We start from the raw sequence: 13,018 nt of genomic DNA on the forward strand, positions 1-13,018 counted from the left end.
GACGCGCCACGGGGTGAGACATGGACTTGGGCTTTGCGGAGCTTCCCGAATCCGCCGTCCGGCGCCGGCTGATGGCCGCCGCGCTGCTGGGCTTGGCCGCGCCTCGGACCCATGCACTGGAGACCCTGGTCATCACCGCCGTCAACAAGACCGGCGCGAGCGCCGTGGCCGCACGGCTGCTGGCCGAGATCTACCGCCGCGCCGGCCTGGGCCTGCAGATCGACGTGCTGCCGCCGTCGCGCGCCAGCCTGGTGACCTTGAGCGAGAAGGCGGACGGCGAGCTGGTCCGCATCGCGAGCTATGGCCAGACCTACCCGCAATTGCTGCGCGTGGACCCGCCCTACTACCGGGTCAGCGTGCGCGCCTACTCCATGCCTTCGCGCGCCGCCAGCGTGCAGACGCGCGACGACCTGAAGCATTACTCGGTGGGCTCCATCCGCGGCATGGCCTACGCGCAGGAGCTGACCGAGAACCACCCGGCGCTGACCCTGACGCAGAACCCACCGCAACTGTTCCGCATGCTGACAGCCGGCCGGGTCGACCTGGCGATCTGCACGACGCTGTCGGCCCAATCGGCGATGACGAGCCTGAGCATCAAGGACCTGGACGCCTCACCCGACCTGGCCCGCTTCGATCTGCATCACTACCTGCATGTCCGCCGCAAGGACCTGGCCCCGCGCCTGGCCGAGGTCATCCGCCGGCTGCGCGACAGCGGCGAGCTGGAGCAGCTGACCGCGCAGCACGAGGCGGCCGCTCTGCGCGAGCAGGCCTAGTCGGCTTCGGCCGCCGCGATGCACTCGATCTCGACGCGGGCGCCCAGCGCCAGGCCGTTGCAGCCCAGCGCGCTGCGTGCCGGCAACGGCGTGCTGCCGAAGAACTCGCGGTAGATCTCGTTGAAGGCCGGCCAGTCGGCCATGTCGGCCAGCATCACCGTGCAGCGCACCAGGTGCTGCAGGTCCAGCCCCTGGCCGCGCAGCACGCTGCGGATGTTCTCCAGCGTCTGCCGCGCCTCGGCGCGCAGGCCGCCTTCGACGAGCTTGAGCTGGCCGGGTACGTTGCCGAGCTGGCCGGACAGATAGAGCATGGAGCCGACGCGCACGCCTTCGGGAAAGGGCACGGTCGCAGGCACGACCTGACCGCTGTTGAATCGTTCGATCTTCATCGTGGGCTCATCCCCATGGCTTGTTCGAGGGCGGCGGGGTCATGGACCTGGCCGCCCTTGATGGTTCGGTAGACGCGGCGGATGTCGCCCATGTTGGTGAGCGGGTCGCCGTCGACGAGGATCATGTCGGCCAGCTTGCCCGGCGTGATCGTGCCGCGGTCTTTCTCGACGCCGAGCACGCGGGCGGGCGTGAGCGTCGCGATGCGCAGCACCTCGGCGTTGGCGATGCCGGCCTGGGCATAGAGCTCCAGTTCACGGTGCAGGCTGTAGCCGGAGAAGCCATCGCTGCCCGGCATGATGGTCACGCCGCCGTCGTGCAGGCGCTTGAGCATGCGCAGCAGGCCCGGCAGGGCCTGGGCGTAGACGGCTTCCTTGCCAGCCGGCACGGCGACGGCGCCGGACAGCTGGCGGCGCCTCACCACCGTCGGGAAACGCTGCACCACCGGCCGCAGCGCCGGCGCGGCGCGCGCCGGTTCGCCCGAGAACAGCCCTTCCAGCACCACCATGGTCGGGTCCAGCACGGTGTGGTGCTGGCGCAGGAAGGCGACGAAGTCATTGAAGCGACCGTCGTTGAAATCGAACTGTGCGAGGCGGTCGGCCAGCACCGTGTAGCGGTCGCGGCTGCGCGTGTCCTTCACGTCGGGGAAGAAGTTCAGCAGGATGAAGTTCAGGTGCTGGATCTCGTCGGCACCGGCCTCGACGAAGGCGCGCGCATGCGTGAAGGCAGGCACATGGCCGCTGACGCGCAGGCCGCGCTCGTGCGCGCGGTCGGCCACGACGGCCACCAGGGCCGGGCTGAGGGACGAATAGATCTTGACCTGGGCATAGCCGTGGTCGGCATACCAGTCCACCGCGGCGCGCGCCTTCTCGGCCGTGTCGACCTTCACGTCGGTCGGTCCGGCCAGCGGGCCCATGCCTTCGATGATGCCGGCCAGCGTCACGCGCGGGCCCAGCTCGGTGCCGGCATCGAAGCGCTTCACGCGGGCCAGCATGGGCAGGTTATCGTTGGCCATGTCGCGCGCACTCGTCACGCCGGCGATGAGGTCGAAGACGCCATCGACATTGCTGAAGTGCTGGTGCACATCCCACAGCCCCGGCATCAGCAAGCGGCCATTGGCGGCGATGACTTCGGCACCGGGTGGCACCTCGAGATCGGCATCGGGCTCGACGCGGACGATGCGCTCGCCGCGCACGAGCACGCTCATGCCGGGGCGCACGCTGAGGCTGGCGGGATCGAACAGCCTGGCGTTGCGGATCAGCAGCGCGCCCTGAGGTTTGTGAGTGTGCTGCTGCGCCAGGCCTGCATGCCAGGCCTGGTCGGCGGCCTGCTGGGCGCGCTGCAGTTCGGCCAGCGCCGGCAGCAGCGGGGCCTCCAGCACCTCGAACCAATCGTCGATGACGCCCGCGGTATCACCCCGGTCGTCCAGCCAGACGGGCAGGGGCGTGAACTCGATGCCGCCGATGCGGTAGAGCGTCAGCTTGCGGCCGGCGGCGTCGACGTCGGCCCCACCCTCCAGCCAGGCTTCGCCGGCCGGCAGCAGCTTCAGCCGTCGCCCGGGGGCCTTCAGCAGCGCGCGGGCCAGCACGCCCATGAACTCGGGCGGCGGGTTGGCCGGCAGGTAGAAGCCGGCCGCGCGGGTTTCGCCCGTTTCGATGCGGTTCTTCCAGCGCGCCAGACCCGTGGCGTCGCGCTCGAAATGCTCGCTGAACTCGACCTTCCAGTAGTCGTTGCCCTTGGCGTCGTAGTGCGTCGGCAGGCCGCGCGCGTCGAGGCGCCAGCGCGCCTCGATGACGTCGCCGCGGCCGCGGTCGTTGAAGCGGTAGTTGGCAGCGGTGACACCGGGTTCGGGCGTCGTCAGCGTCTGCGTGCCGGCGGCGTTGCCGTGGATCTGCACCTGGTCTTCGCGCGCGCAGACGGCGCCGCTGAGCAGGGCCAGAGCAAGGATGAGCAGCTTCATTCCCAGGCCTCCTGCATCACGCGGCGGAAATTGCCGCCCAGGATTTTGGCTATGCGCGCCGCCGGGTGGCCGCGCGCCGCGAGCAACTCGGCCAGCTCGATGAACTGCGTCGGCCCGCAGAGGTCGGGCAGGAAGAGGCTGACGTCAGGCGTCTCGCCCGGTGCGCCTATGCCCATGCTGCGCCGCAGCTCGGTCTCGGCCGCGAGCATGGCGCGGTAGGCCGCCATGTCGTCGATGGCCGTCGTGCCGCCATCGGTGCCCAGGCCGACATGGTCTTCGCCGCAGACGTCCAGCGCGTGCTCCAGATGCATGACCAGGTCGGAGGCCAGCGGCTGGCCGGCCAGGCGCAGATAGGGCATGAAGTAGAGGCCGACGACGCCGCCCTTGTCGGCCAGCAGGCGCAGCTCGGCATCGCTCTTGTTGCGCGGGTGATCGGCTACGGCGCGACAGCCGCTGTGCGTGATGGCCACGGGCCGGCGCGCCAGGCGCAGCGTGTCCAGGCAGGTCTGCTCGCTGCTGTGGCTGAGGTCGACGAGCACGCTTTCGGCTTGCAGGCGCTCGACGACCTCGGCACCGAAGGCGCTCAGGCCGGTGTCGTCAGCCACCGTGGCGCCGCAGCCGACGACGTTGCGGCCGTTGTAGGTGAGCTGGATGACGCGCACGCCGAGGTTGGCGAACAGCGCGATCCGGTCGCTGCTGCGGCCCAGCATCTCGGTGTTCTGGAAGCCGTAGATGACGCCGATCTGGCCCGCGGCGCGCGCCGCGTCGATGTCGCTCGCGGTCAGCACTTTGCGCAGCGCCATGGGGCGGGCGCGGATGAAGGCGTCCCAGCCCGCGATATCGGCCACCGTCGCTTCGAAGGGCTCGGCACTGCCTGCCACATGGCCGAGCGTGATGTTGACGGCCGTGAGGCCCGCCGCGCGCGCGTCGCCCAGCGAGCGGTCGTCGACGCTCTGGCCGGTGCTGGTGTAGGCCATGGCGCTGCGGTCACCGGCGCTGGGCTGGATGCGGATGTTGGGGTTGTCGAGGACGCCCAGGGCGTTGATGACGAGATTCATGGGGTCTTGGTCCGCAACAGCGGCAATAGAAGAAGACAGCTCAAGCCGACCAGGGCATCCAGGCCCAGCGTCATGGCATAGCCCCAATGCTGGACCGCATAGCCCTGCCAGACCACGCTGTAGGTGATGGAGAGATTGGTCAGCGCCATGTAGGCGGCGAACTGCGTGGCGGCCACGGCCGGCTGGGTGATGCCGATGAAGAGGGCCACGCGCGCGCCGTAGATGAAGCCGAACAGCAACTGGTAGATGACGACGGCGGCCATGAAGGCGGTGACCAGGCTGGCCGATGCCGCCTGGCCGGGTGCCCAGCCCTGGCGCTGCAACTCGAACATCAGCACCAGGCCCGGCAGGCTGAGCACGCTGACGTAGGCAGCCATCGCACGGCGCAGATTGACGCGGTCCGACAGCCAGCCGCCGACGATGCAGGTGACGGCGGTGGCCGCCTGCGAGGCCGTGGCGAGCCAGCCGATCTGACCGTTGCTGAGGCCGAGGTCGACCGCCAGATTGGATTGCAGCCCGCGCGCCAAAGCCATGGCCGAGATGGGCAGGACGGCGAACAGCAGGCCGGCCACGGCCAGGCGCGAACCGAGCAGGGCCTGCAGGGCCTGGCGCAGGAAAGCGAGCACCTCGCTGCCCGCTGCGGCCACGCCGGCCGAAGCGGGCTCATCGGCAGCGGCCGGCGTCGCCTCGCGCATGGGCAGCACGACGACGCCCATGACGGTCGCGATGATCAGCGCCAGCACGACGATGCAGAGGTTGAAGCCGATGCTGCCGATCAACAGCAATGCGCCGCCGCCGCCCACCAGCACGCCCAGGGACTGGCCGCCGAACATCATGCCGCTGGCGAAGGCACGCTCGTCTTCGCGCAACGTCGTCACCGCAAGCGCGTCGACGGCCACGTCCTGCACCGCGCCGAACAGGTTGTGCACGACGAGCAGGGCCGTGAAGAGACCGAGCTGGGTGGTCAGGTCCAAGCTGGCCAGCGGCAGCAGCGTCAGCACCATCATTCCCTGCGCGCCGAGGATCCAGCCGCGGCGCGGCCCCAGGCGCCGGGAGGCGATCAGGTCGATGAAGGGGCCGTAGACCCATTTGAAGGCCCAGGGCAGCAGCACCAGGCCGAGGAAGCCGCCGATTTCGGCCGTGCCCACGCCCTGGCGGCGCAGTTGGGTCGCAACGGTCGTCATCGCAAAACCGATGGGCAGGCCTTCGGTCAGGTACATCAGGAAGAACGCCGCAATACGCCCCTTGGGGGACGCCAGCAGATTCGGCAGTCGCATCGCCTCAACCTTCTTCGCGTGGTCGCCGAACGATTCTAGAATATTGTTCTAGGTCCTGCTAACACTGCGGCAACGGGTCGCGTTGTTGCCAGAAAGGCCGCGAGCAAGGCGCAAACCGCAGCCGGGTCGGACACCCGGCGAGGATTTGCAACGCCGCGCGCGGCCTTTCTGGCAACAACCCAAGGGAAGGCCCGCCGCCAGGGGCCACTCCGCGTTGCGTCACTTGCCCGCACATCAGTGCAGGCAGCGTGCCGTGCCTTGATTGGCCCCTGGCGGCGGGCCTTCGCGACCCATTGCCACAGTGTTAACAGGCCCATGACCCAGCCCCGAGGTTCCACCAGCCGTCTTGAAGCGGTCCTGGCGCTCGCTTCGCCCGGTGAGCGCGGCGCCAGCCGGCGCGCGGTGCTGGCGCACGCCCTGCCCTGCTTCAATGCCCGGGGCATCGAGGCCGCCACCATCGAGGACCTGCGCCGGCGCAGTGGCCAGAGCGTGGGCACGATCTACCACCACTTCCGCAACAAGGAGGGCGTGGCCGCCGCCCTCTTCTTCGCCGGTTTCGACGACCAGAGCCGCGCCATCGCGGCGCGCACCGAAGCTGCGCCCGACGCACATGCCGTCGTGGCCGAACTGGTGGCCGCCTATGTCGACTGGGTGACGGCCCTGCCCGAACTGGCGGCCTTTCTCTTCATGGCGCGCGAGACCGTGGCGCAGGGGCCGTATGGCGCCGAGCTGGTAGCGCGCCTGGAAGCGCGCTATGCGCCCATCGACGCGCGGCTGGCCGAGGGCGTGCGCGCCGGCCTCATCACCGAGCTGCCGGCCGATCTGATCCCGGCCCTGGTGCTTGGCGGTGCCGAGTCCTACTGCCGCGGCTGGCTGGCCGGGCGCCGCGCGGCCAGGCCGACGACCTATGCCGGGCTGCTGGCCGAGGCGGCCTGGCGGGGCATTGCGGCCTAGGAGCCTGTGCGGCTGAGGACGTGGTTCGCGTTGAGCCTGGCGAGGGCGCAGGCAAGGCGYGAGGAGGCCGCGGGCTCGCGCCCGCAACGACGAGCAACGCRGCATGCGCCCYYGCCAGRCYCAACCCGMAGGGCCGGGGCGAKTTGCGGGGCCAYRCGGCGTYGCCGGCTCGTTGTGGGTCCCGACCCACGCCTCGCCGGCGCCTAGCCTGGCCCCGCAACTCACCCCGGCGCGGGCCACGCCCTTGGCCGCGCAGGCTCCTGGTCGGGCAGTCATGGCGCTCGTCGGCAGGTGGACTCGCGCACGACCAGGCGCGGTGCCAGCACTTCGTCGAAGGGATGCGCCAGTTCGTCGTTGATGAGCTGCAGCAGGCGCTGCATGGCCACTTCGCCCATCTGCTCGCTGTTCATCGCCACCGAGGTCAGCGTGGGGCTGGTGTAGCGGCCGTAGGCGATGTCGTCGAAGCTGGCAATGGACACGTCGCGCGGGATGCTGACACCCAGCGCCCGCGCCTCGTTCATCAGGCCGAGCGCGATCAAGTCGTTGTAGGTGACGATGGCGTCCGGCCGCTCGCCACCGAGCAGCAGGCGCGAAGCGGCCGCCTCGCCGGCCTCGGGCGACGGCGCATCCACGTCCAGCATCTCCAGCTTGCGGCCGGCCTCGGCGAGCGCATCGCTCAGCCCGCGGATGCGCTCGGCATTCCAGCGCGAGGCCGGGAAGCCGACGTAGGCCACGCGCTGGTACTGCAGCGACATCAGGTGGCGGCCGATCATCAGGCCGGCCAGATAGCCGTCCGAGCCCACGCTGTGCACGCCGGCGTGGCCATAGCGGCCGAAGAAGACGACGGGCTTGCCCAAGGCCTGCAACCATTCGATGGATTCATCCGCCAGCCGTGAGCTGACGACCAGGCCGTCGACGCGCCTTGAGAGCGTCTCGACGAGATGGCGCTCGGGCGCCTTGCTCTCGGCCGTGTCGACGAAGGCCATGCTGTAGTCATTGGCCTGGGCCACGCGGCTGGCGCCCTTGACGATGCCGGTGAAGTGCGGGTTGCCGAGGTCCAGCACCACCAGGCCGACCGCGCCGCTGCGGCCCGTCGCGATGGAGCGGGCCATGTGGTTGGTGCGGTAGCCGAGGCTGTCGATGGCCGCCTGGATGGCCGCTTCGACGCCCGCCGAGAAACGCTGGCCGCCACTGCAGTATTTGGAGACCGTGGCCACGGAGACGCCGGCGGCTTCGGCCACGTCGCGGAGGGTGGGGAGTCGTTTCTTGATCATTTTGGTGAAGCGTTTAACTTGATGATAGTGAGCGATCCAAAAAATGAAAGTCCGTTTCAAGCCTTTGTTGCCAGGGTTTTCGCTAGAAGACTCGCTGTTTACTTGCCGAGCCTCTGCCGCAACAATGATGGAATGGTTAACCGCTTTACCTTGATTGCGTTGTCATTGGCGCTGCTGCCGATGGCGGCGCGGTCCGCGCCGCCCGACGAGCCCTTGCGCGTGTGGACGCGCTCTTCCAAGGACGGCCGCAAGACCTACGACGCCATCGCCGCAGCCTTCACGAAGAAGACCGGCATCCGCATCGAGTACTTCAATGCGCTGACCGATTTCGAGCAGCGCCTGGCGCGCGCCGCCGTCGGCGGCCACCTGCCCGATGTCATCGTCAACGAGATCGGCACGGCCGGTCAGCTGGTCAACATGGGCGTGGCGATGGAGATCGACCGCAAGCGCATCGCCGGTGCCGACGATCTGCTGGACAGCGCCTGGCGCGCCGCCACCCTGCCCGACGGCCGCATCTATGGCGTGCCGGTGTCGGTGCAGGCCCATGTGCTCTTCATCCGCCGCGACTGGCGCGAGAAGCTGGGCCTGCCGGTGCCGCGCACCTGGGAAGAGCTGGCCCAGCTGTCGCGCGCCTTTGCCGAGCGCGACCCGGATGGCAATGGCCGCCGCGACACCTATGGCCTGGCCCTGCCCGCCACCGCGGCGCGCGGCTATGCGGCCTGGTATCTGAGCTCCTTCCTCTTCCAGGCCGGCGGCGAGTTCATGCGCCCCGGCGCCGATGGCAAGCCGCATGGTGCGCTGGACGAGGCCCCCGCCGTCGCCACCCTCTCCTTCTTCCGCCGCCTCGTCTGTGAAGACCGGAGCGTGCAGCCCAATGCCATCAACGCGAACACGCAGGAGACCAACAAGTCCTTCACGTCGGGGCAGGCCGGCCTCTATGTGTCGGGGCCCTATCACCTCGCGCTGTTCGACAAGGAGCCGGGGCGCAGCCGGTTTGAGGCCGTGCCCGTGCCCGCCGGCCCGGGCGGCCAGCGCGCCAGCCTGGCCGGCGGCGAACTGGCCTACATCACGCGCGGCAGCCAGCAGCCGGACCGCGCCAGGCAGTTCGTCGAGTTCCTGATCTCGCCCGAAGGCCAGACCGTGGGCATGCACCCGCCCGAGGGCGGCATGCCCGTCGTGCGCCTGCCGGTCAACAGGCACCTGGATGCCGCGGCCGCGCACGGCGACGAGCGCTGGGCCATGGTGGCGCGGGAGTACGCGCAGCATGGCCACCCGATGCCGCAGGCGCGCAACTGGTCGCGGCTGACACAGATCGCGGCCGACGGCTTCAACGCCATCCTGGCCCACTGCAGCAGGGACATCCCCGGCGAGCTGCGCGCGCTGAACAATCGCTTCAACGCCGAGCTCGCCCGCCAGGAGGCGCAATGACGACGCGCCGCAACTTCAGCCGCTTGGCACCCTGGCTCTTCCTCGCGCCAGCGCTGATCGTCTTCACCTGGTTCAAGTTCATCCCCATGGCCAAGGGCCTGGTGATGAGCCTGCACAAGGTCAATTTCGGCAGCGCCGACAGCTTCGTCGGCTGGCGCAACTTCGAGCGCGCGCTGGCCGATGCCGCGCTGCGCGACGCCGCCGGCCGCACCCTGCTCTACGTTTTTGTCACCGTGCTGCTGTCCGCCTCCATCGCGCTGCTGCTGGCGCAAGCCCTGCAGGGCACGGCGCGGCATATGCGCTTCATCCGCACGGCGATGTTCCTGCCGGCGGTGACGAGCGCCGCGGTGGCGGCCGAGGTCTGGCGCATCCTCTATGCGCCCACGCCGGATGGCGTCATCAATGCCTTGATCGGCCTCATCGGCATAGGCCCCCAAGGCTTCTGGGCCGACCCGGCCCAGGCCCTCCCGGCCTTGATCGGCATGCATGTCTGGAAGCACGTGCCCTACGACACCGTCATCTTCGTGGCCGGCCTGGCCGGCATCAACAGCGAGCTGTATGACGCGGCCGCCGTCGACGGCGCCAATGCCTGGCAGCGCTTCACCGCCGTGACGCTGCCCGGCCTGGCGCCGGCCATCACCGTCATCTGCACGCTGGGCTTCATCCGCGGCTTCCGTGTCTTCACCGAGGTCTATGCGACGACGGGCGGCGGGCCGGCCGGCAGCACCGAGGTCGTCATGACGCAGATCTACAAGCAGGGCTTCCAGGAGCTGGACTACGGCTTCGCCGCCGCCGCCTCGACGCTGCTCTTCCTGTTCACCGCGGCCCTCACCGCCGTCTACCTCGCCTGGCGCCGCCGTCGATGAAATCCGCGTTCTCCTGGGCGCCGCGCGCCCTGCTCTACGGCCTCGTGCTGATCGTCTTCGCCGGCCCCTTCTGGGCCTTTTTGATGACGGCCCTGTCCGGCGTCACCATCGCGCCGGGCCGGCTGCTGTGGTGGCCCGAGCAGCCGACGCTGGAGAACTTCCGCTACGCCTGGGTGGAGGCCAAGGTCTGGCGCTATCTGCTGAACTCCCTCGTCGTCGTGCTCGTCGGCACCGTGCTGCAGTTGTCGGTCAGCGCGCTCGCGGCTTACGCGCTGGCGCGCAAGCGCTTCCGCGGCCTGGCGGCGGTCAGCTTCCTGATCCTGTCGACCATGATGCTGCCCGACGAGGTCATCGCCATTCCCCTCTTCATCGTGCTGGGCAAGCTGCCGCTCGTGGGCGCCAGCCTGCACGACACACATCTGGGCATGATCCTGCCGGTCGTCGGCTGGGGTTTCTCCATCTTCATGCTGAGCGAGTTCATGCGCGCGATTCCGGCCGACCTCGAAGAGGCCGCGCGCGTGGACGGCGCCAGCGACTGGCAGATCTTCTGGCACGTCATCCTGCCGCTGTGCAAGCCGGCACTCGGCAGCGCCGCGGTCTTCGGCTTCATCATGATCTGGGACCAGTACCTGCTGCCCCTGCTCGTCACCAACGACGAGTCCCTCTACACGCTGCCCGTCGCGCTGGCCACCGTGCGCGCCGACGAGACGATGAAGCCCGCCGTCTTCATCGCCATCAGCGTCATCGCCATGCTGCCCAGCATCCTCGTCTACCTGGGCCTGCAGAAATCCTTCAACCGCGGCCTGCTGGCCGGTGCCGTGAAAGGCTAGTGAGAGTGGCTGCCATCGAATTGAAGGGCGTGGGCAAACGCTTCGCCCAGACCGACGTCATCCGTGACGTTTCGCTGTCCATCGCCGACGGCGAGTTCTGCGTGCTCGTGGGCCCCAGCGGCTCGGGCAAGTCCACGCTGCTGCGCATGATTGCGGGGCTGGAGGATGTGACCAGCGGCCAGCTGCACATCGCTGGTCGCGACGTGACGCATGAGCCGCCCAAGGCGCGCGACATCGCCATGGTGTTCCAGAGCTACGCCCTCTACCCGCAGATGACGGTGCGCGAGAACATGGGCTTCGGGCTGAAGCTGATGAAGCGCCCGGCCGCGGAGATCCGCCGCCGCGTCGACGAGATCGCGCGCATGCTGAGCCTGGAGCCGCTGATGGAGCGCCGGCCGGCGGCCCTGTCGGGCGGCCAGCGCCAGCGCGTGGCCATGGGTCGCGCCATGGTGCGAGAGCCTGCGGCCTTCCTGTTCGACGAGCCCCTGTCCAACCTCGATGCCGCGCTGCGCAGCGCGGTGCGCCAGGAAATCCGCGCCCTGCATGCGCGGCTGCGCACGACATCCGTCTACGTGACCCACGACCAGGTCGAGGCCATGACCATGGGCGACACCATCGTCGTGCTGCGCGATGGCCGCATCGAGCAGAGCGGCAGCCCGGCCGAGCTCTACGACCGCCCGGCGAATCGCTTTGTCGCCGGCTTCATCGGCTCACCGGCGATGAACTTCTGCACGCCGCCAGCAGGCTTCGCGACTGCGCTGGATGCGACGCGGCTGCAGGTCGGCGTTCGCCCCGAGCATCTGCAGCTCGGCCGAGCGCCGGATGCGGCCGCGGTCTTCGATTGCACCGTCGAGTCCGTCGAGTTCATGGGCGCGCAGTCGCAGCTCAACCTGCAAAGCGCGACGGGCCCGCTGGTCATCAACATCGCGGATCGGCCCGGGCTGCATGCCGGCGACCGCATCAGCGTGTCGGCGACGCGCGACCGGCTGCATTTCTTCGATACGCAGAGCGGCTTGCGCCAGGAGGCCGCATGAAGCGAAGAGCCCTGCTGCTCGGCTTGCTGATGAGCCAGGCTCATGCGGCCAGCGAAGCCCCGCTGCTGACGCTGGATCGAAGTGCGCTCGACGAAACGAAGCGTCGCCTTGCCGCAGGCGATCCGCACCTCGCCGCGGCTCACGCGGCCCTGCTCGCCCGTGCCGCCAAGGCCCTGAAGACCCCTTTGCGCAGCGTTGCCGACAAGAAGCTGCTACCGCCCTCGGGTTCGCGCAACGACTACATGAGCATGGGCCCCTACTGGTGGCCCAACCCGGACACGGCCAACGGCCTGCCCTATATCCGCCGCGACGGCCAACGCAACCCGCAGGTGGCCGGTGACGCGCTGGACTCCGACCGCATGCAGGCCTTCTGCCGCGATGTCTTCGAGCTGGCGCTGGCCCATCGCTTCGGCGCGCCGGACAGCCATGCCGACAAGGCCGCCGCCGCGATCCACCACTGGTTCCTCGCGCCCGGGACGCGCATGACCCCGCATCTGCGCTACGGCCAGGGCATCCCCGGCATCGTCGAGGGCCGCGCCGAGGGGCTGATCGACACGCGCAACCTGTGGATGGTCATCGACGCGGCCCTGCTGCTGAACGCGCGCGGTGCCCTGCCCGATGCCGACCTTGCCGCACTGCGCCAGTGGTTCGGCGAGTTCACGCAATGGATGCAGACCAGCCCCATCGCCCGCGACGAAGACAACGCCGACAACAACCACGGCATGTTCTTCGACGCGCAACTGGTGAACTACCTGCTCTTCACCGGTCAGGCCGACAAGGCGCGGGCCAGGCTGGCGACCGTCGTGGCGCGCCGCATCACGCCACAGATCGAGGCCGACGGCCGCATGCCTCGCGAGCTGTCGCGCACGCGGCCCTTCCACTATTGCGCCTTCAATCTGGAGGCGGCGACGCACCTGGCGCAATACGACCGCGCGCTGTGGCGCGAGCCACGCCTGCTGCAGGCCATCGCCTATCTGCAGGCGGCGGCGCTGGCGCCCGCCAGCTGGAAGCACGCCACGCCCACCGAGCCCGCGCTGGAGCCCGACAAGCTGCTGTCTGTGTTGTTGATGGTGCGCCGCGCCACGGGTGCCGAGCAAGCCTTGCTGGAGCCCCTTGCGGCGGCGCGCGCCTCGGACCTCGACTGGCTGCTCTGGCCTGCGCCCGCCAAGGCCTAGCG

Annotated in this window: 12 protein-coding genes; 7 read left to right on the forward strand and 5 right to left on the reverse strand. The window is 69.4% G+C overall.

What is annotated here, in order from left to right; genetic code table 11:
- The first annotated feature begins 20 nt into the window (after positions 1-20).
- Positions 21-773, forward strand: a complete 753-nt coding sequence (locus tag AC1D2H_RS04170; RefSeq protein WP_478009988.1) for a substrate-binding periplasmic protein — start codon at positions 21-23, stop codon at positions 771-773.
- On the opposite strand, the gene AC1D2H_RS04175 is transcribed toward AC1D2H_RS04170, so the two are convergent.
- From AC1D2H_RS04175 to AC1D2H_RS04190, 4 genes are read right to left on the reverse strand one after another with little or no spacing between them, the layout of a single operon-like run.
- Positions 770-1,162: a RidA family protein gene (locus tag AC1D2H_RS04175; protein WP_478009989.1), complete on the reverse strand. Its 393-nt coding sequence runs from the start codon at positions 1,160-1,162 to the stop codon at positions 770-772. The genes AC1D2H_RS04170 and AC1D2H_RS04175 overlap by 4 nt on opposite strands.
- On the reverse strand, positions 1,159-3,120 hold the full coding sequence (locus tag AC1D2H_RS04180) for an amidohydrolase family protein (RefSeq protein WP_478009990.1): 1,962 nt from the start codon (positions 3,118-3,120) through the stop codon (positions 1,159-1,161). Before AC1D2H_RS04180 ends, AC1D2H_RS04175 begins: the two co-directional genes overlap by 4 nt.
- Positions 3,117-4,178, reverse strand: a complete 1,062-nt coding sequence (locus tag AC1D2H_RS04185) for a dipeptidase (protein WP_478009991.1) — start codon at positions 4,176-4,178, stop codon at positions 3,117-3,119. Before AC1D2H_RS04185 ends, AC1D2H_RS04180 begins: the two co-directional genes overlap by 4 nt.
- Entirely contained in the window at positions 4,175-5,455 is a 1,281-nt protein-coding gene (locus tag AC1D2H_RS04190) for an MFS transporter (protein ID WP_478009992.1), read from the reverse strand. Before AC1D2H_RS04190 ends, AC1D2H_RS04185 begins: the two co-directional genes overlap by 4 nt.
- 315 nt (positions 5,456-5,770) lie before the next feature.
- Here AC1D2H_RS04190 and AC1D2H_RS04195 point away from each other — a divergent pair, with 315 nt between their 5' ends.
- The gene (locus tag AC1D2H_RS04195) at positions 5,771-6,409 is read left to right on the forward strand and encodes a TetR/AcrR family transcriptional regulator (protein ID WP_478009993.1); all 639 of its coding nucleotides are present in this window, start codon (positions 5,771-5,773) and stop codon (positions 6,407-6,409) included.
- Positions 6,410-6,681: 272 nt separating this feature from the next.
- On the opposite strand, the gene AC1D2H_RS04200 is transcribed toward AC1D2H_RS04195, so the two are convergent.
- Complete coding sequence (locus tag AC1D2H_RS04200; protein ID WP_478009994.1) at positions 6,682-7,683, reverse strand: LacI family DNA-binding transcriptional regulator; 1,002 nt, start codon at positions 7,681-7,683, stop codon at positions 6,682-6,684.
- Positions 7,684-7,815: 132 nt separating this feature from the next.
- On the opposite strand from AC1D2H_RS04200, the gene AC1D2H_RS04205 reads away from it, so the two are divergent.
- The 5 genes from AC1D2H_RS04205 to AC1D2H_RS04225 are packed head-to-tail and all read left to right on the forward strand — an operon-like array spanning position 7,816 to position 13,016.
- The gene (locus AC1D2H_RS04205) at positions 7,816-9,111 is read left to right on the forward strand and encodes an ABC transporter substrate-binding protein (protein WP_478009995.1); all 1,296 of its coding nucleotides are present in this window, start codon (positions 7,816-7,818) and stop codon (positions 9,109-9,111) included.
- Positions 9,108-9,977 (forward strand): carbohydrate ABC transporter permease, encoded by an 870-nt coding sequence (locus AC1D2H_RS04210; RefSeq protein ID WP_478009996.1) that lies wholly within the window; start codon positions 9,108-9,110, stop codon positions 9,975-9,977. The genes AC1D2H_RS04205 and AC1D2H_RS04210 overlap by 4 nt, the downstream gene beginning before the upstream one ends.
- On the forward strand, positions 9,974-10,807 hold the full coding sequence (locus tag AC1D2H_RS04215) for a carbohydrate ABC transporter permease (protein WP_477931392.1): 834 nt from the start codon (positions 9,974-9,976) through the stop codon (positions 10,805-10,807). Before AC1D2H_RS04210 ends, AC1D2H_RS04215 begins: the two co-directional genes overlap by 4 nt.
- 5 nt (positions 10,808-10,812) lie before the next feature.
- Complete coding sequence (locus AC1D2H_RS04220; protein ID WP_478009997.1) at positions 10,813-11,841, forward strand: ABC transporter ATP-binding protein; 1,029 nt, start codon at positions 10,813-10,815, stop codon at positions 11,839-11,841.
- Complete coding sequence (locus tag AC1D2H_RS04225) at positions 11,838-13,016, forward strand: alginate lyase family protein (protein WP_478009998.1); 1,179 nt, start codon at positions 11,838-11,840, stop codon at positions 13,014-13,016. The genes AC1D2H_RS04220 and AC1D2H_RS04225 overlap by 4 nt, the downstream gene beginning before the upstream one ends.
- The last annotated feature ends 2 nt before the right edge of the window (positions 13,017-13,018 follow it).

Source organism: Roseateles sp. P1_C1_2, from assembly GCF_056406535.1.